The sequence below is a fragment of the Exiguobacterium sp. R-39 genome (genome assembly GCF_049942815.1).
Lineage (GTDB): Bacteria > Bacillota > Bacilli > Exiguobacteriales > Exiguobacteriaceae > Exiguobacterium_A.
The window spans coordinates 973,622-989,528 of sequence record NZ_CP187965.1; the positions used below are offsets into that span (position 1 = coordinate 973,622).

General features: G+C 46.8%; 19 protein-coding genes. 14 read left to right on the forward strand and 5 right to left on the reverse strand.

Features of this window, described 5'->3' with window-relative positions; genetic code table 11:
- Window positions 1-116: 116 nt before the first annotated feature.
- From ACP26N_RS04995 to ACP26N_RS05020, 6 genes are all read left to right on the forward strand, one after another.
- Window positions 117-1,301 carry a class I SAM-dependent methyltransferase gene (locus ACP26N_RS04995; protein WP_188005264.1) on the forward strand — a complete coding sequence of 395 codons (1,185 nt, stop codon included), beginning with the start codon at window positions 117-119 and terminating at the stop codon, window positions 1,299-1,301.
- A 34-nt stretch (window positions 1,302-1,335) separates the two neighbouring features.
- Window positions 1,336-1,761, forward strand: a complete 426-nt coding sequence (locus ACP26N_RS05000) for a BrxA/BrxB family bacilliredoxin (RefSeq protein ID WP_026828877.1) — start codon at window positions 1,336-1,338, stop codon at window positions 1,759-1,761.
- Window positions 1,762-2,044: 283 nt separating this feature from the next.
- The gene (locus tag ACP26N_RS05005) at window positions 2,045-2,821 is read left to right on the forward strand and encodes a transporter substrate-binding domain-containing protein (RefSeq protein ID WP_131503099.1); all 777 of its coding nucleotides are present in this window, start codon (window positions 2,045-2,047) and stop codon (window positions 2,819-2,821) included.
- A gap of 60 nt (window positions 2,822-2,881) precedes the next feature.
- A complete protein-coding gene (locus ACP26N_RS05010) occupies window positions 2,882-3,538 on the forward strand; it encodes an amino acid ABC transporter permease (protein WP_131503098.1) in 657 nt (218 codons plus the stop codon).
- Between the two features lie 13 nt (window positions 3,539-3,551).
- Complete coding sequence (locus ACP26N_RS05015; RefSeq protein WP_131503185.1) at window positions 3,552-4,274, forward strand: amino acid ABC transporter ATP-binding protein; 723 nt, start codon at window positions 3,552-3,554, stop codon at window positions 4,272-4,274.
- A 56-nt stretch (window positions 4,275-4,330) separates the two neighbouring features.
- Window positions 4,331-4,933, forward strand: a complete 603-nt coding sequence (locus ACP26N_RS05020) for an HD domain-containing protein (RefSeq protein ID WP_188005265.1) — start codon at window positions 4,331-4,333, stop codon at window positions 4,931-4,933.
- Between the two features lie 47 nt (window positions 4,934-4,980).
- Here the strand turns inward: ACP26N_RS05020 and ACP26N_RS05025 are convergent, their stop codons facing one another.
- From ACP26N_RS05025 to ACP26N_RS05040, 4 genes are all read right to left on the reverse strand, one after another.
- A complete protein-coding gene (locus ACP26N_RS05025) occupies window positions 4,981-5,694 on the reverse strand; it encodes a ZIP family metal transporter (RefSeq protein WP_131503096.1) in 714 nt (237 codons plus the stop codon).
- 149 nt (window positions 5,695-5,843) lie between these two features.
- Window positions 5,844-6,608 carry a 2,4-dienoyl-CoA reductase gene (gene fadH, locus ACP26N_RS05030; protein ID WP_214853966.1) on the reverse strand — a complete coding sequence of 255 codons (765 nt, stop codon included), beginning with the start codon at window positions 6,606-6,608 and terminating at the stop codon, window positions 5,844-5,846.
- Window positions 6,609-6,696: 88 nt separating this feature from the next.
- Window positions 6,697-7,632, reverse strand: a complete 936-nt coding sequence (locus ACP26N_RS05035; RefSeq protein WP_131503094.1) for a manganese-dependent inorganic pyrophosphatase — start codon at window positions 7,630-7,632, stop codon at window positions 6,697-6,699.
- Window positions 7,633-7,688: 56 nt separating this feature from the next.
- The gene (locus ACP26N_RS05040; protein WP_131973159.1) at window positions 7,689-8,774 is read right to left on the reverse strand and encodes an N-acetylglucosaminidase; all 1,086 of its coding nucleotides are present in this window, start codon (window positions 8,772-8,774) and stop codon (window positions 7,689-7,691) included.
- 78 nt (window positions 8,775-8,852) lie between these two features.
- Between ACP26N_RS05040 and ACP26N_RS05045 the strand changes: the two genes are divergently transcribed.
- Window positions 8,853-9,806 (forward strand): aromatic acid exporter family protein, encoded by a 954-nt coding sequence (locus ACP26N_RS05045; protein ID WP_131503092.1) that lies wholly within the window; start codon window positions 8,853-8,855, stop codon window positions 9,804-9,806.
- 228 nt (window positions 9,807-10,034) lie between these two features.
- A complete protein-coding gene (locus ACP26N_RS05050) occupies window positions 10,035-11,159 on the forward strand; it encodes a M20/M25/M40 family metallo-hydrolase (protein ID WP_131503091.1) in 1,125 nt (374 codons plus the stop codon).
- Between the two features lie 57 nt (window positions 11,160-11,216).
- Here the strand turns inward: ACP26N_RS05050 and ACP26N_RS05055 are convergent, their stop codons facing one another.
- Window positions 11,217-11,396, reverse strand: a complete 180-nt coding sequence (locus ACP26N_RS05055; protein ID WP_131503090.1) for a hypothetical protein — start codon at window positions 11,394-11,396, stop codon at window positions 11,217-11,219.
- 107 nt (window positions 11,397-11,503) lie between these two features.
- On the opposite strand from ACP26N_RS05055, the gene rnz reads away from it, so the two are divergent.
- Genes rnz through ACP26N_RS05085 form a run of 6 tightly spaced genes read left to right on the forward strand, consistent with a single transcriptional unit; the run spans window position 11,504 to window position 15,879 of the window.
- Window positions 11,504-12,409 carry a ribonuclease Z gene (gene rnz, locus ACP26N_RS05060; protein WP_188005268.1) on the forward strand — a complete coding sequence of 302 codons (906 nt, stop codon included), beginning with the start codon at window positions 11,504-11,506 and terminating at the stop codon, window positions 12,407-12,409.
- A gap of 5 nt (window positions 12,410-12,414) precedes the next feature.
- Window positions 12,415-13,311, forward strand: coding sequence for a hypothetical protein (locus ACP26N_RS05065; protein ID WP_131503088.1), 897 nt, complete (start codon window positions 12,415-12,417; stop codon window positions 13,309-13,311).
- Window positions 13,308-13,718, forward strand: coding sequence for a DUF4430 domain-containing protein (locus ACP26N_RS05070; RefSeq protein WP_131503087.1), 411 nt, complete (start codon window positions 13,308-13,310; stop codon window positions 13,716-13,718). Before ACP26N_RS05065 ends, ACP26N_RS05070 begins: the two co-directional genes overlap by 4 nt.
- A complete protein-coding gene (locus ACP26N_RS05075; protein WP_131503086.1) occupies window positions 13,696-14,394 on the forward strand; it encodes a hypothetical protein in 699 nt (232 codons plus the stop codon). The genes ACP26N_RS05070 and ACP26N_RS05075 overlap by 23 nt, the downstream gene beginning before the upstream one ends.
- A complete protein-coding gene (locus tag ACP26N_RS05080; RefSeq protein ID WP_131973157.1) occupies window positions 14,357-15,322 on the forward strand; it encodes an ATP-binding cassette domain-containing protein in 966 nt (321 codons plus the stop codon). Before ACP26N_RS05075 ends, ACP26N_RS05080 begins: the two co-directional genes overlap by 38 nt.
- A complete protein-coding gene (locus tag ACP26N_RS05085; RefSeq protein ID WP_131503084.1) occupies window positions 15,313-15,879 on the forward strand; it encodes an ECF transporter S component in 567 nt (188 codons plus the stop codon). Before ACP26N_RS05080 ends, ACP26N_RS05085 begins: the two co-directional genes overlap by 10 nt.
- The last annotated feature ends 28 nt before the right edge of the window (window positions 15,880-15,907 follow it).

Below are 15,907 nucleotides of genomic sequence, written 5' to 3' on the forward strand. Positions count from 1 at the left end.
TGTGTTCCTCCTTTAAATTAAGTATGACGACTAAAAATAAAGCTTGCTTGCTTGTCGAACGCGGGTGAATTTGCTACAGTTTCGAAAGACCAAACAAAAAAAGGACGGGACGATACGTGGAACTAGACCAATTAAAAGACCTGCTCACTGAAAAACTGCAGGCAACTTCACTCATACACGCGACGATTAGTGGTCCGCGCCAAAAATCAAACGATCTGCGTCGAATCAAGTTAAAACCGATTCTACTTAGAGATACGTATGCAATCCAGTTAGAGTTTCAACATGAACGGATCATTAAGCATGAGAATTTAAGTATAGAAGAATTTATTTTGCGAATGGACGACTATTTTAACGAATTTCGTCAATTTTTATTCCGTTTCGAGACGGAAGAAGTCCAGTTCCAACTCTCGAAGAAAATGAAAGTTTCACTGAAGACGACAGGCAAGGAACCGGTAAAGGCCGAACTGTCTCACAATCGAAAGAAAAGCCATTTGTTAGAAGACGGCGTGCCGGTACCGTTTTTGATTCGTCTTGGTGTAATGACGGAAGAAGGACAGGTCAAGCGTCAAAAATATGATAAGTTTAAACAAATCAATCGTTTTCTTGAATTCGTCGAAGACAGTATCGCAGTATTGCCGCAAGGGCGTACGTTACGGATTTTGGATTTTGGATGCGGTAAATCGTATCTGACGTTTGCTCTCTATCATTACTTGAAAATCGTCAAGGGATTTGATTTAAATGTCACCGGTCTTGATCTCAAAAAAGAAGTCATCGAGGATTGTACAGCCATCGCTGCTGATTTAGGGTATGATGATTTATCGTTCCGTGTCGGTGATGTCCATGATTACGACCAGGATACGGAAGTTGATTTAATGGTGACGCTACATGCTTGTGACGTTGCGACGGATGTCGCGCTTGCCCGGGCAGTCGACTGGAATGCATCGGTCATTCTCAGTGTCCCGTGTTGTCAGAAGGAGTTGAACCGTCAGCTGGACTGTTCACCGCTTGACGTCATGCTGCAACATGGATTGATTCAAGAAAAGTTTGCTTCGCTCGCAACGGATTCCATCCGGGCAGAGTTGTTGACATTGGTCGGCTACGATACGCAACTGCTTGAGTTCATTGATTTAGAAAACACGCCGAAAAATATCTTGATTCGGGCTTATAAAAATCCGAAGCAGCCAACGGAAGAAAAAATTGACCGGTATATCGCTTTCCGAGACCTGTTACACGCTAAACCGTATTTAGAACGTGAATTGAGCGGCAGACTTGGACAGATTTCACCGAAACTCGTACAATAAAGAAGACAACGATTTAAAGGGGGAAACAAATACAATGGATTTCCAAATGTATTTTGAAGATGTCGTTCAAACGGCACGTAAAGAAGCAGCAGCTGCTGGTTTTGAAGAATTAACGACGGTCGAGAGCGTCGATGAAGCGATGAAGCGTGACGGTTTGACGCTTGTCCTCGTCAATTCGGTGTGCGGATGTGCCGGTGGGATTGCTCGTCCGGCTGCCGCTTACATCAACCGGATGGAAGGTGTAAAACCGGATCATTTCGTGACGGTATTTGCAGGGCAAGACCGGGAAGCAACAGATCGGGCGCGTGAATACTTCGAAGGATATCCGCCATCATCGCCATCATTCGCATTGATGCAAGATGGAAACATCCTGTCGATGGTCGAACGGTTTGACATCGAATCGTTTACTGCAGAAGAAGTCGTCGAAAAGTTAGAGTCATTGATTGAAATCTACGCGTAACAGTGAAAAAGAGGCTAACGTGAAAACGTTGGTCTTTTTTTGTTTGAACAGAAATAAAACAAAAATAAATGTAAGCGATAACAAAAAAGTATTGATCAAAGAAAGCGAATAAATTCAGGTTTTATGCACTATTTTCATATTTTTATGCTTTACAATGAATAAATATTCGTATATTCTAAAAGCAATAAATCAGGTCGAACTTTTTAGTATTGAATTAGAAAAAAACATAAGTCATACTATTGTTAAAGTTCTGACAATTGAGCGTTGGAAGGGGAATTTATTGATGAAGAAACTAGTAGCAACGGCAATGGCAGGAATTCTCGCAGTCACGATGGCAGCATGTGGGGCCTCGGAGGAATCAAAAGGCGACACGACGAAGAAGAACGATAAAGTATTGACGATGGGAACATCAGCGGATTACTTCCCGTTCGAGTATATCGATACAGCGAAAGGTGATGACATCGTCGGGTTTGATGTAGCAATCGCCAAAGAAGTCACAAAAAATCTCGGTTACGAGTTGAAAATCGAAGACATGGAGTTCGGAAGCCTGCTCGGAGCACTCAGTGCAGGACGTGTTGATTTCGTCATGGCAGGTATGACGCCGACAGACGAGCGGAAGAAAAATGCCGATTTTACGGATATCTACTTCCAGTCAAAAAACCTTGTCATGACGAAGGATAAAGCGATCGCGGCAGATGATGAATTAAAAGGCAAGAAAGTAGGTGTCCAGCTCGGATCAATCCAGGAAGCATTAGCGAAAGACCGGTACAAAGACAGTGAAGCGGTCTCGTTAAACAAGATTCCAGAAATCATTCAAGAATTGAACACAGGCCGGATCGACGCGCTGATCATTGAAGACGCCGTCGCCGTCAAATATATGGATCAAGACGAGTCATTGAAGACATACGAAATCAAGGAAGACGGACCAACCGGTTCTGCTGTCGCCTTCAAAAAAGGAGACAAGATGCGTGACGACTTCAACAAAGAGTTGAAGAAGATGATCGACAACGGAGACATCGACAAACTCGCAGAAGAATGGTTCCAAAAAGAAGCAAAATAAGAGTAGTGCATAGGGGTGGGGGTAACCTCATCCCTTTTGTGCGACGTTAGGAGATTGGTTATGATAGACTTTACAAAGATTCAAGATTCAATCCCATATATTCTGCAAGGAATTCCGGTTCTGTTTCAAGTCGTCATCGTCGCAGCAATTGCCGGGATGCTGATCGGAATCGTAGTCGCAGCGCTGAAGATTACAAAAAGTATGTTTCTTCGATTCCTAGGTCATGCCTATACGGCAGTCTTCCGCGGAACACCATTGATCTTGCAACTGGCGATCATTCATTTTGGATTGCCGCAGTTGACAGGGTATGTAACAACAGGCTATCAATCCGCCATCATCGCCTTTTCCCTAAACTCCGGTGCCTATATCTCGGAGATTATCCGGGCCGGAATTCAAGCGGTCGACCGGGGACAATGGGAAGCTGCGGATGCCCTCGGGATTCCTTACATGAAACAGTTACGGTCGATCATCTTGCCGCAAGCATTTAAAAACATCTTACCGGCCATCATGAATGAATTGATCACCTTAACAAAAGAATCCGCTTTGATTTCGACGGTTGGTGTACTCGATGTCATGCGCCGGGCACAGGTCGTCGGTGGAGAAAAAGCCTTGTATTTTGAACCGTTATTGTTTGCGGGGTTCGTCTATTTCGTACTTGTCATGGGATTGTCCTTGATTGGTCAACAAGTCGAAAAAGCTATGAGAAAGAGTGGTTAATCAGATGGAACCTATGATTCAAGTGACTGATCTGTATAAGCAGTTCGGAAAATTAGAAGTCTTAAAAGGGATCACGACGACGGTCGGACGCGGAGAAGTGGTTGCCGTCATCGGTCCGTCGGGATCCGGTAAATCAACGTTTTTACGTTGTATCAATCTGTTGGAACAGCCTACAAGCGGGACGATTAATGTCGATGGATTTGAACTGACGAAACCAAAAGCGAATATCGCGAAAGCGCGTCAAAACATCGGTATGGTCTTCCAACAGTTTAATCTTTTCCCGCATAAGTCTGTGCTCGATAACCTGATTTACGCACCAATCAACGTGTTAGGTCTTTCAAAAGACGCGGCTGTCAAGCGGGCGGAAGTGTTGCTTGATCGGGTCGGTTTGGCCGAAAAACGGGACAACTTCCCGAACCAGCTGTCAGGCGGTCAAAAACAACGGGTCGCCATTGCCCGGGCGCTGGCGATGGAACCAAATGTCATGCTGTTTGACGAGCCGACATCGGCCCTTGATCCGGAAATGGTCAACGAAGTACTGGATGTCATGAAACAGCTCGCCGAAAGCGGAATGACGATGGTCATCGTTACGCACGAAATGGGCTTCGCAAAAGAAGTCGCAGATCGTGTCCTGTTCCTGGATGAGGGTATTTTGATGGAAGAGGGCAGTCCGGTGGAACTGTTTGACCATCCGAAAACGGATCGGGCAAAAAAATTCCTCGAAAAAGTATTATGATGAAAAGCGTCGACTCGATTAAACGAGTCGGCGTTTTTTGAAAGGGTGATGTTACGTTGTATGAAGAAACCAAAAAATTTGTCGAGAGATTCCATGCAAATGATTTTTCCGGTCATGACTTTGCCCACATCGAACGGGTCCGGACGATGGCGTTACGGATTGCCGAAATCGAAGGAGGCGATGTTCAAATTATTGAACTCGCCGCCCTACTGCACGATGTAGCCGACAGTAAGCTCGGCGGAACGAGTGACAGCGTCGATCAGCATCTACGGCCACTCGTATCGGAACAGGACCGCCTGTATATTCTCGACATCATCAACAGCTTGTCATTTAAAAGGGGTGACCGTCCGCCGATGAAGACGATTGAAGGGAAGATTGTCCAGGATGCAGACCGATTGGATGCGATTGGCGCCATCGGTATCGCCCGGACATTTCAATTTGCCGGTCAATTCAAGGAACCGATGTATGTGCCGGGACTCGTTCCCCGCGAGCCGGGTGACCGGACGGGAAAGACGAGTGCCTTACACCATTTCGATGAAAAATTATTCCGCTTAAAAGAGTTGATGAACACGAAGACGGCGAAAATCATCGCTGAAGATCGTCACCAGTATATGCTGGAATTCGTCGAACGGTTCAAACAGGAATGGGAAGGTCGGTAACTAGAACGAAACAGGGATCCGCTCCAAATGGAACGGATCCCTGTTCGTTAACTTAAGATGACAGCTGTAATCAGACCAAGTGAAGCGAACAGACCTACAATCGCACCGCCCTCTTCATGGGCTTCCGGCATCATCGTCGAAGCGAGCATGGCAATGATACCGCCGCTTGCAAAGGCACCAATCATCGCAAACTGCATATCCGGTAATTCCGCTAAAATGGAATAACCGGCAAGGGAGGCAAGTGCGGAAATCAACCAGACGATTCCCCACATGACAAGAATTTTCTTCTTCGAGAAGCCGTCTTTTTGTAAGCCGGTTGTACTCGACAGACCTTCCGGGATGTTACTGACAAAAATCGCTGCGACAAGAGCGGCGCTGACATTTCCGGATAACAAACTGGCACCGATCATGATCGATTCCGGAATCGCATCCAGAATCGTCCCGAAGAAGATTGCCGTTCCTGTACCTTCGTTACCGCCGGACGATCGTTTTCGTTTACTGGCACCACGGGAGGAAACGAACATGTCAAAACCGGTGAACACGAGTGAACCGACGATAAAGGACACACCGACAACCATCGTCGTGGATTTGTTTAAGGCTTCATCCAATAATTCAAACGTCGCCGCCCCGATTAAAATGCCCGTTCCAAACGACATCACATACCCGATCAACCGTTGTTTAAGAGGGATGAACAAACCGATTAATGCCCCGATGACGACAGCCCCTCCTGCGATTGCCCCCCACATAAAAGCGATTCCCATTTCTATATCCTCCTTACTCATAACTATCTGTATTACTATTTTCCTAAAAAAATGATTGATAAACATAGCTAAATGGAAAAATAAGAAGGGGCGGACAGAAAATAATTTAAAAAGTCTCCCGTCGTGGAGACGGAAGACTGAGAAAAGCATCAAAACGGTTGTTTATTTAACCAATGTCCACCGTCGAGGGCGATACATTCCCCATTTAAGTAGCTCGCCTGATCGGACAGCATCCAAGTCGCAAGACCGGCGATTTCTTCCGGTGTCCCGAATCGTCCGAGCGGGACGTTCCGCCGAATCCGTTCCGCATGTTCCGGAGACATGGCGAGTTTATCGGCTCCACCGGTCCGTTCAATCGGTCCGGGACTGATGGCATTGATCCGGGCCCCGTATTTGTAACCCCATTCGACAGCAAGTGTCCGCGTCAGGTTCAGGACGCCGGCTTTTGCAGCGGCACTCGGTGCGACACTTGGACCTGCCTGCCAAGCATATGAGGCGACGATATTCAAGATTTGTCCGCCTGATACATTGTCCTCCTGCCAGCCTTTGACGAGGGCATGCGAACAGTTGAATGTCCCGTTCAAGACAATATCAATGACTGTTTTCCATCCATTTGGCGAAAGTTCATCAGTCGGACAGATGAAATTGCCGGCAGCGTTATTGATCAGTGCTTCAAGTTGTCCGTATTGTTGCCGGGTTTGATTGACAGCAGCGAGGCAAGCGTCCGGATCCCGAACGTCCATTTGAATGACACTGTGTTTTCCGTCAATCGCCTGTAAGTCCTGATCGGTTTGTTGCAACCGTTCGGCATTCCGTCCGGTCACGACGACATTCCAGCCGGCTTCTTTTAAAGCGATGGCCATCGCTTTCCCCATACCGCTCGTGCCGCCGGTGACAAGTACTGTTTTTGTCATGTATAAAACCCCCTTATAAACTGAATGAATAACCATTCAATATAAGTATTCAAAAAAGAAGGAGTAAACTCCTTCTTTTAAACGGAAATTATTCGACTGCTGCTGCTGTATTCGTCAAGACCGGAACAACTTGTTTTTTCCGTGAAACGACACCTTCAAGATAGAGGAGATGATTTGTTGCATCAAGTCCGAAGGCCCGTTCGACCAGTGATGCTTCAGGTCCGAGAACAAGCGCGACCGAGTTGTTCGTCAAGATATCGGTGACGAGCAACATGTACAAGTCCAATTCTTTTTCAGCAATCAAGGATTCGATCCGTGTTTCGAGTTCTGCTTGACGAAGCAAAACTTCTGCCGTATCAACTGTGTTTGCTTGTGCGATTTCGACTTTGAATGGTCCCATCGAAAACTCTTTTGCATCAAGTGCGATCAACTCATCAACCGTTTTCATTGATAAATCAGCACCGGCTTTTAACATATCGAGACCATAGACGTTGGCATCGACGCCGGCAATCGTCGCGAGTTCACGTGCTGCGATGACGTCTTGCTCCGTACATGTCGGCGACTTGAACAGTAACGAGTCGGAAACGATGGCTGACAACATCAGACCGGCGATTTCCGGTTTAATCGCAACACCGTGTTCTTTGTACATTTTGTTTAGGATCGTCGTCGTACAACCAACCGGTTCTGCCCGGTAATAAAGCGGATCAGACGTCTCGAAGTTGGCAATCCGGTGATGATCGATGACTTCCATCACTTTGACGGCATCGATATCATCGGCACTTTGTTGACGTTCATTGTGGTCAACGAGAATGACGTGTTGTGCTTCTTTTGATACTTCTGTCACGAGGCGGGGACGAGCGACTTTGAAGTAATCGAGCGCAAATTGTGTTTCTCCGTTAATTTCACCAAGACGAACGGCTTCAGCATGAACACCGAGCTCTTTTTTTAATTCGGCATAGGCGATGGCCGATGCAATCGTATCCGTGTCCGGATTTTTATGACCAAATACTAAAACTTTTTCCATGTGTATTCACTCCTAAATGATTGATGTCTCGCCCATTAGTGTACCATAAGTCAGTTTTAGACGGCGTTCATTTTCAAGAGGATTCCGGCGATTTTTTCGCTCCAGTACGGATCGGAGGCATAAAAAACGTTCATTCCGCGTGCCTTGTTTCCAAGAAACGGACCGCGGTAATATTTCCCGTCTTTAGCAAGGTAGTCACGGGCGATGAAGCGACCTGTTTGACGGATCGAGTCTTCAAAGGAAGTATAGGCCGTCGCATTTTGACCGGGAGCGATATCCGTTGCATTGACTCCAAAGAGATTAAACTTATCTTTTGCGATGTCGGACCGTCCGTAATCCGATTCATGAATCGCATGGGCGAGTAAATAGGCCGCATTGATTTGATAGGTACGTTCGACTTGCTTAAACGTCTTGCCCGTACCGATCAAAGGACTGTCGGGAGCATTTTTTTTAATGTAGGCATCCAGTTGCTTTGCTGTCAGGGCGGTCGGTTTCCGTAAATCCTGCGTCAACGTTTTGGATTCGACATACTGCATCGTTCGGTCGTCTAACGATGCCGGTGCTTCACCGGCCGTAATTAAACCACCGAGACCGGCATCGGCGACGATATAATGCAAGAGACGCGCGCCTTGTTTTTCATAATAGGACCGATTACTGGATTGTTCGAGCGGATAAAGAGTCAACCGGTCCGAAGCGACATAACCGGTCAGACCGGCAATCTCGACCCGACTGACCGAATCCGTATAGGCAAGTAAAGCGAGTCGGCTGCCGGGCGCGACATACGTATGTCGTTTTTTCAACGCCCGGTCCGAATAAATACTTAAGGTCTGATTTGAATTGACGATTCCAATCCCGCTTCCGGTCAAATAGAGATACCGTTCATCGGACGTCCGTTTGATGGCGCCACGGCGTCCGTTGATAAATGCTTTCGCTTCGGTGACGGAATCGAATTCTTCTTCCTGGATGACTTTTCCGTCCCGGTAGAGTTCCGCGACGTATGGGGAAGCCGGAGGAAGAATGGTTTGAGGTTTATCCCGTAACAACAGGAACAATCCGCAACCGAGTAAGAAAAAAAAGACAAGCCCCTTGAAGGAGCCCGTTCGACGGACCGGGCGAGTAGGGCGAATCGTACGTTTAGTCAAAAAATCACGTCCTTCAAAAAAATCAATCGACAACCTGGGTAAAGAATAGGTAACCTAACAAAGAATGGGGGGAAGTCTGTGTTTATCGGATATCGAACGTTAAAGACCGCTGTCGCAGCGGCACTGGCGATGTGGATTGCGGAAACGATGCAACTGGATTACTACGTTTTTGCAGCCATCATCGCTATTTTGAGCATTCAGGCGACAAGAAAAAAATCATTCCGTTCGTCTTATGAACGGATTATGGCTTCGGTTCTCGCGATCGGACTTGGTTTTGTGATCTTCGAAGTCATCGGATACCGTCCGATTTCCATTGCACTCTATTTCATTTTATTTCTTCCACTGACACAACGCCTCCGCCTACAGGACGGTTTTATCACAAGTGTCGTCATCCTTACCCATCTGTATGTCGCACGCCAATTAAACCTCAGCATCTTTTTAAACGAATTGTATTTGTTGCTGATTGGTGTCGGGGTCGGATTACTCGTTAATATGTACATGCCGAGTCTCGACCGGACGATTGCCGAGCGGCGACTGCAAATCGATCAACGGATTGCCGCCTTGTTCTTCGAAGTGGCCGCAGCGATCGAGACGGGGCGGATCAATCAACATTCGCTGACGCTACATGAGACGGAACGGCTGTTAAAAGAGGGGAAGGATGCTTCCTTGAAACGGATGGGGAATGCCATCGGTCGGCGAAATGATGATGAAGACTATCTGTATTTCCGAATGCGCGAACAACAGTTTGAATTGTTAAGTGGAATCGTCCGCAACGTCGATGATTTAGTCCTTGTCGTAGAAGAAGGAAAAAAAGTCGCCGACCTGTTCCGGACGATTGGCGACAATGTCCGCCCCGATGCCGACGCGACACTATTTTTGATGGAACTCAAACGTCTACTCGAAGAATTTCGCGAGTCACCGTTACCGAAGACACGCGATGAGTTCGAAGTCCGGTCCGCTCTGTTGCACATGTTGCAGGAAGCGGAACAGTATTTGAAACTGAAGCAACGATTCGTCGATCAGAAGAGGTAGAACATCGTCGACGCAAAAGTACCGAGTAAGAAAATTGCTAAAATCGTAATCGTGGTCCATTTGATGATCCGTTGTTGTTTTGATGGTTTTGCCATAATAAAACGACTCCTTTCATAGAACGATTGATTATAGCCATTGTACAAACAACGCTTGCGAAGTGCAAATCTGCCTATAGATGGTATACTAAAAAAGCGCTAGTCGAACTGAAAAAATGAGGAGGAATGCAACATGGTGAATGAGCAACGTGTACTTGATACCTTTTTAGAACTGGTCCAGATTGACTCGGAATCAAAAGAGGAAGCACAAATCTGTGCCCACTTAAAAGAAACGTTTACGACACTCGGCTGTGACGTATTCGAAGATGACGCTTCATCCAAAACCGAACATAAAGGAAACAACTTGATCATCACGCTTCCGGCAACAAAAGACGGAGTCGATAAGATTTATTTCACTTCCCATATGGATACGGTTTTTCCAGGACAGGGAATCAAACCAATCATCGAAGACGGATATGTTAAAACCGATGGAACAACGATTCTTGGGGCAGATGATAAAGCGGGACTCGCTTCATTAATCGAACTGGTCCATGTCTTGAACGAAACGAATCAACCGCATGGGAAAATTCAATTCGTCATCACGGTCGGCGAAGAGTCCGGTTTAGTGGGTGCGATGGTTTTGGATCCATCGAAGATTGATGCAGACTACGGTTTTGCTTTGGATTCAGACGGTAAAGTCGGCGATATCATTACGGCTGCACCAACTCAAGCGAAAGTAAATGCAAAAATTTACGGCAAAACAGCTCATGCTGGTGTTGCACCTGAAAAAGGAATCTCTGCCATCACGATTGCAGCAAAAGCAATCGCTAAAATGCCGCTCGGCCGGATCGATGAAGAGACAACGGCGAATATCGGACGCTTCAGCGGTGGTGGTCCATCGACCAATATCGTCTGTGACTACGTCGAAATCTTTGCGGAAGCACGCTCACTCGTTGCACCTAAAATGGAAGCCCAAACGGCGAAGATGAAAGCGGCGTTCGAAGACGTTGCTGCTGAATTCGGAGGGCGTGCGGAAGTCGAAGTCAAAGTCATGTATCCTGGTTTCAAATTCGAAGACGGCGATCAAGTCGTCGAAGTGGCAAAAGCCGCGATTACACAACTCGGTCGGACACCACGTCTCTTGCATTCTGGTGGGGGATCAGATGCAAACGTGATTGCCGGTTTCGGGATTCCAACCGTCAATTTGGCTGTTGGTTACGAAGATATTCATACGACAAATGAAAAAATGCCGATTGAAGAACTTGTTAAAACGGCAGAATTATGCGTAACGTTAGTCGATTACATCACAAATAAATGATGACAGACTAAAAAGAGTGTACCGCAACGTTGCGGTACACTCTTTGTCGTTGTACGATTAAGTTAATTGTGGACGTTCGAAATATTCCATCGACTCAAGAACAAGTTCTTCCGTACATAGTAAGGTTGTTGCAATATCTTGAATTTGGATTGATTTCCCATACTGTTGCCGATAGTTCTCGTTTAACATCTGGGCACTTTGTACGATTCGTGCATAAGTCCGTTCGATTTTGGTCATGGAAAAACCACCTTTCGAATCAGTATGGGTACAGTTTATCATGCTTCCACTCGAGAAAGGTGTATTTTGTGTATAAAAATTGCTAATTTTACGAAAAGGGGAAAAAGATGGAATTTTATTTTTTAGGAACAGGTGCCGGGATGCCGTCCAAACAACGGAATGTCTCATCCATCGCACTGTTACATCCGAAGATGACCTGGTTATTTGATTGCGGTGAAGCAACGCAACATCAGATGTTGCACAGTCCGATCAAACCGCGTAAGGTCAGTACGATTTTCATCACACATCTGCACGGTGATCATATCTTTGGACTACCGGGTTTTATCAGTACCCGGGCTGCACTCGAAGGTACGACGTTGTTGACGATCTATGGACCAAAAGGATTAAAGGAGTGGTTGGAGGCGACATTACGGGTCACCGGGACGTATCTGCGTTATCCGCTCGATATCATTGAAGTCGAAGCCGGTCAGACATATGAGCAGGAAGGATTTCAAATTCACGTCGAAGCGTTGGAACATCGCTTTTTGGCGTACGGTTACCGGATTGAAGGTCAGGAAGAAAAGGGGGCCTTACGCGTCGAAGCGTTACAACAACTAGGCATTCCTTCTGGACCACTCTATCGGCAAATCAAACAGCAGGAAACGTTTGTATTTGAGGGGATCGAACACCGGTCGACTGATTTTCTTGGAGACCCGAAGCCGGGCATCAAGTTGGCGGTGTTAGGAGATACGGTGCCGTGCGATGGGAGTATCCGTTTGGCACAAGAAGTAGATGTCCTTGTGCATGAGGCGACATTTGCTGACTCGGAACAAGACCATGCCGGACGCTTCGGTCATTCGACAGCAAGGCAAGCTGCTGAGATCGCCTTGAAAGCACAGGCTAAAAAACTGTTGTTGACGCATATTTCTGCACGGTATGTCGATCAAGAACAACGGTTGGAAGCGGAGGCGCGGGAAGTATTTGAAGAGTCATACCTCATGACGGATCATCAATCTGTCGTGATTAAGGGGTAAACAACATGGACTTTCTCATCCAATGGTCACTGTTTCTGTTAGCAAGTATCATTCTTGGTTTCTTTTTAGAAAAACGGACGGAAAAGGAACAATATCTTTATTTGAAATTCGTTTTTTATGCATGTTTAGGAGCGGTATCGTTCCCTGTCTATGATATTCAGTTGCCGCTGGGAATTATCTTATTTCTAATTGTTCTGCATCCGAAAAAAAATTCCCGGTACAAACGCTATATGGCCTTATTCGGTTTTCTTTTTTTCCTGCTTCAGCTCATCCTGGGACCGTTCGATACGTTTACGCTCCGGGAAGAGACGCAACAAATGGGTCAGGTCACGATTACGGACGAATCTTTTGATACGCTGATGACGCACATCGACCGTCGGATCGGAGACGACTCGCTGCGACTGGAACAAAGTCAATTGTTGTTTGACCAGGGTGGCAACCTGCGGAATGCAACATTTGAGTTGATCGCGAAAAGTCCGAAGCGTTTCATCCGGTACGAAGTGACCTATCAGGAAGTGACCGGTACATTGACGTACCGTCCCCGGGAAGAAGTATTGACCCGTTCGCTCGAGTCCTACTATCAAAAATTGATCGATGCCTCGACCTCGTTTCAAATGTTGAAGACTTTATCCATCAAGCAGATTCTCCATGAATCGAAGACACCGTATGCCGAGATGGATTTGGATGGTCTGTACGAAACGTTCAGCTTACAGGATGCTACGGTCCTGTTGATTAACGATCAAGGCGAATTGATCCCGTATGTCAATACCGGAGAAGATGTGTTAGCCAACGCGATTCGGTTGACATATCTTCGCTCCGATGGACAATCGTTACGGGAGAAAAAAATACTTTTATACAATTACAGTTTTGAGACCTCAAGACGCAAAGGAGTCGTACGATGAAAAAATGGATATTGATGAGTGGCATTTTCCTGCTTGCAGGATGTGCGGAACAACCGACAGACCAAACTGCTGAAACTAAGGCATGTGAACGTTCGGTCGAAGTATCGGTCGTCAATCATGCGAATGATAAGACATTATATGAAAAAGACATGTGTCTCAAAGCATCTGAGACGGCGCTTGATGCGCTAGAAGAAACGGATCTTCCGGTCGTCAAAACCGGTAAGGGTGAAATGGCATACGTAACGGCCGTTGACGGTATCCGTGAAAAATCAGCCGGAGCAAGCAGTGGCTGGGTATTTGGCGTCAATGACAAACCGGCACAAGTCGGGGCAGGGGCGTACGAACTAAAAGACGGCGACCGTCTGGAATGGCGATTTGAAAAAGATGCAATGGCTTATTTTCAGTAAGGCGGAACGGGAGCGACTTCATCCACTGAATGTCGCTCTTTTTTTAGTGGCGATGTTATCGGTCCCGTTCTTTTTACAGACGCATGTCAGCATGCTGATTGTTTTGACCGGACAATTATTGTTTTTTGTATGGATTCGGCAATGGAGCGTCCTGCGTTACCTGACGTTACCTCTGATTTATATCGGAATGATGTATGCCCCTCTGCTCGTCGGTGCGTCCGTTGATCCATACGGGATTTGGCTGACCGGTCTGACGGTTGCCCTATTCGTGACATCGAGTCAACTGACTTTTACCTTGGTCCGGCTCGAGCAAATGGGTCCGTTATTCCGAATTTTACCGCGACTGACGCGCTTAACGGGGATGGTCCTGGCTATCATCCCCTCGTTGCTCCGTACGTGGCCGGAAGTGAAGATGAGCCACGCCAAACAACCAGTGGCAGAAAAGATGGAACGGGTTGCGTTGTATCATCTGTTACCTGTTGAAGCAGTCCCAAGTCCGTTACGTCGCTTGACGCGTTCTGATCTGTTGATCGGACTTGTGATTACAGGCATGTACATCGCATTATGGTCTCCTGTTGCGGTCGTGTCAGCGTTAGTTTTACCCGGATTAGTGATGTTCTCAAAAGGAGGAATACGGGATGCCTACCATCATTACCGACGAAGAAAGTTCACTTGAACGGTTGGAACAACTGGCTCAGGCAGTTGGAGCCGAAGTGATTCATCCGGACCGTCTGTTGCATGGGCGTGTCCGCGATATGTTAGCGACAACCAGTTTATTTGTCGCAGGTGAACTGGCGACATTACTTGGCTTAGAAGCTTTTTTTGACCGGGAGACAAGTGAACTGTCATCGGGAGAACAGCAACTCGTTTCGCTCGGCTATACATTGTCTGGTTTACCGGAACGGATTTTCTTGGCGGAACCATTTTTATTTTTAGATCAAGTCCGTAAAAACCGCTTGATGCTGTTGTTTGAGGAAATCGAGCGCCGTTTTTCCTGTCACATCACTTATTCCATGGTACACCAACCACGACTAAAACAGCAGAGCGGAACGGGACCGGTCAAAGGAAGGGTCATCGACGAGATGTCACGCATCCGGCACCGCTATCCGTTGCAGTCAAAATACGCTTTGCTAGTCGAACAGATGTCGTTTCGGTTAGGAGAACGGGTAGCCTTGATTGGGGCCAACGGAAGTGGGAAATCAACTTTGTTACGTCTGTTACTCGGTGTTGACCGGCCGCTTTACGGCAAGGTCAAGCGAACCGGGGAAAAATGTTATGTTCCGGCACATCCGGCCTTGGCACCTGTCCTCGACAAGCCGGCCGCTACTTTTTCCGAGCAAAAACAACAATTGATGGAACGGCTTGCCTGGACGGAAGAAGCCTGTTATTTTGATGAACCGACGGCGGGTTTAACCAATCAGCAACGCTCTGATTTTATTCAAACCATGCTAAATCATCCGGACAAGTTGATTATTCTTGCTACACACGATCCCGACCTGATTTTTTGTGCGACCCGTGTCGTGTATCTTGTCCAGGGCGAGATTGCCTTTGATGGTCCGGCGTCGCTGTTCATCGAGCAAAGCAGGTTGTACGAATGGAACTAATCGGCGCAGCAGTCCTCCTCATCAGTTTAATTGTACTTTGTTTCGAGAAACGTCCGATTTCAGAGTCGATGCTTCGGTTCATCGCACTGGTCACGGCAGCGGCGATTGTCGGAAGGCTGATTTTTGCAAGTATTCCGAATGTCCAGCCGGCGACTGCACTGATTCTCTTGGTTGCAGCCTGTATAGGACCGATTTCCGGTACAATCGTCGGGATGCTCGTTGTCGTCTTGACGAGTTTATTTTTAGGAAGCGGTCCCTTTGTGTTATTCCAAATCGTGGCGTACATGGTCGTCAGTCTTCTCTGTGTCTTACCGGGTATGCGAACGAGATGGGTCTTAACCATCTATGGACTGGCGGCAGGTTTTTTTTATGGCTGGATCAGCAATTTAGGTTTTCTGATTTTTACCGATTTTTCGCGAGAAGCGTTTTGGACACTGCTCTTGACGGGAGGTCTGTTTGATTTAGTACACGGCGTTTCAAATGCCGTATTCATCTGGTTGTTGTATCCGATTTTTTTGCGGATTTTGCACTCGTTTGTTGGAAATGAGGGTACATGATAAGTAATCCCATTCGATTGGAGTGAAG

Excerpts from the sequence above, each read along its gene's own strand:
- ACP26N_RS05025 (WP_131503096.1), bottom strand. The coding sequence starts at position 5,694 with ATGGGAATCGCTTTTATGTGGGGGGCAATCGCAGGAGGGGCTGTCGTC.
- rnz (WP_188005268.1), top strand. The coding sequence starts at position 11,504 with ATGGAATTTTATTTTTTAGGAACAGGTGCCGGGATGCCGTCCAAACAA.
- ACP26N_RS05085 (WP_131503084.1), top strand. The coding sequence starts at position 15,313 with ATGGAACTAATCGGCGCAGCAGTCCTCCTCATCAGTTTAATTGTACTT.
- ACP26N_RS05055 (WP_131503090.1), bottom strand. The coding sequence starts at position 11,396 with ATGACCAAAATCGAACGGACTTATGCACGAATCGTACAAAGTGCCCAG.
- ACP26N_RS05080 (WP_131973157.1), top strand. The coding sequence starts at position 14,357 with ATGCCTACCATCATTACCGACGAAGAAAGTTCACTTGAACGGTTGGAA.
- ACP26N_RS05075 (WP_131503086.1), top strand. The coding sequence starts at position 13,696 with ATGCAATGGCTTATTTTCAGTAAGGCGGAACGGGAGCGACTTCATCCA.
- ACP26N_RS05000 (WP_026828877.1), top strand. The coding sequence starts at position 1,336 with ATGGATTTCCAAATGTATTTTGAAGATGTCGTTCAAACGGCACGTAAA.
- ACP26N_RS05070 (WP_131503087.1), top strand. The coding sequence starts at position 13,308 with ATGAAAAAATGGATATTGATGAGTGGCATTTTCCTGCTTGCAGGATGT.
- fadH (WP_214853966.1), bottom strand. The coding sequence starts at position 6,608 with ATGACAAAAACAGTACTTGTCACCGGCGGCACGAGCGGTATGGGGAAA.
- ACP26N_RS05015 (WP_131503185.1), top strand. The coding sequence starts at position 3,552 with ATGATTCAAGTGACTGATCTGTATAAGCAGTTCGGAAAATTAGAAGTC.
- ACP26N_RS05005 (WP_131503099.1), top strand. The coding sequence starts at position 2,045 with ATGAAGAAACTAGTAGCAACGGCAATGGCAGGAATTCTCGCAGTCACG.
- ACP26N_RS05035 (WP_131503094.1), bottom strand. The coding sequence starts at position 7,632 with ATGGAAAAAGTTTTAGTATTTGGTCATAAAAATCCGGACACGGATACG.
- ACP26N_RS05050 (WP_131503091.1), top strand. The coding sequence starts at position 10,035 with ATGGTGAATGAGCAACGTGTACTTGATACCTTTTTAGAACTGGTCCAG.
- ACP26N_RS05010 (WP_131503098.1), top strand. The coding sequence starts at position 2,882 with ATGATAGACTTTACAAAGATTCAAGATTCAATCCCATATATTCTGCAA.
- ACP26N_RS05065 (WP_131503088.1), top strand. The coding sequence starts at position 12,415 with ATGGACTTTCTCATCCAATGGTCACTGTTTCTGTTAGCAAGTATCATT.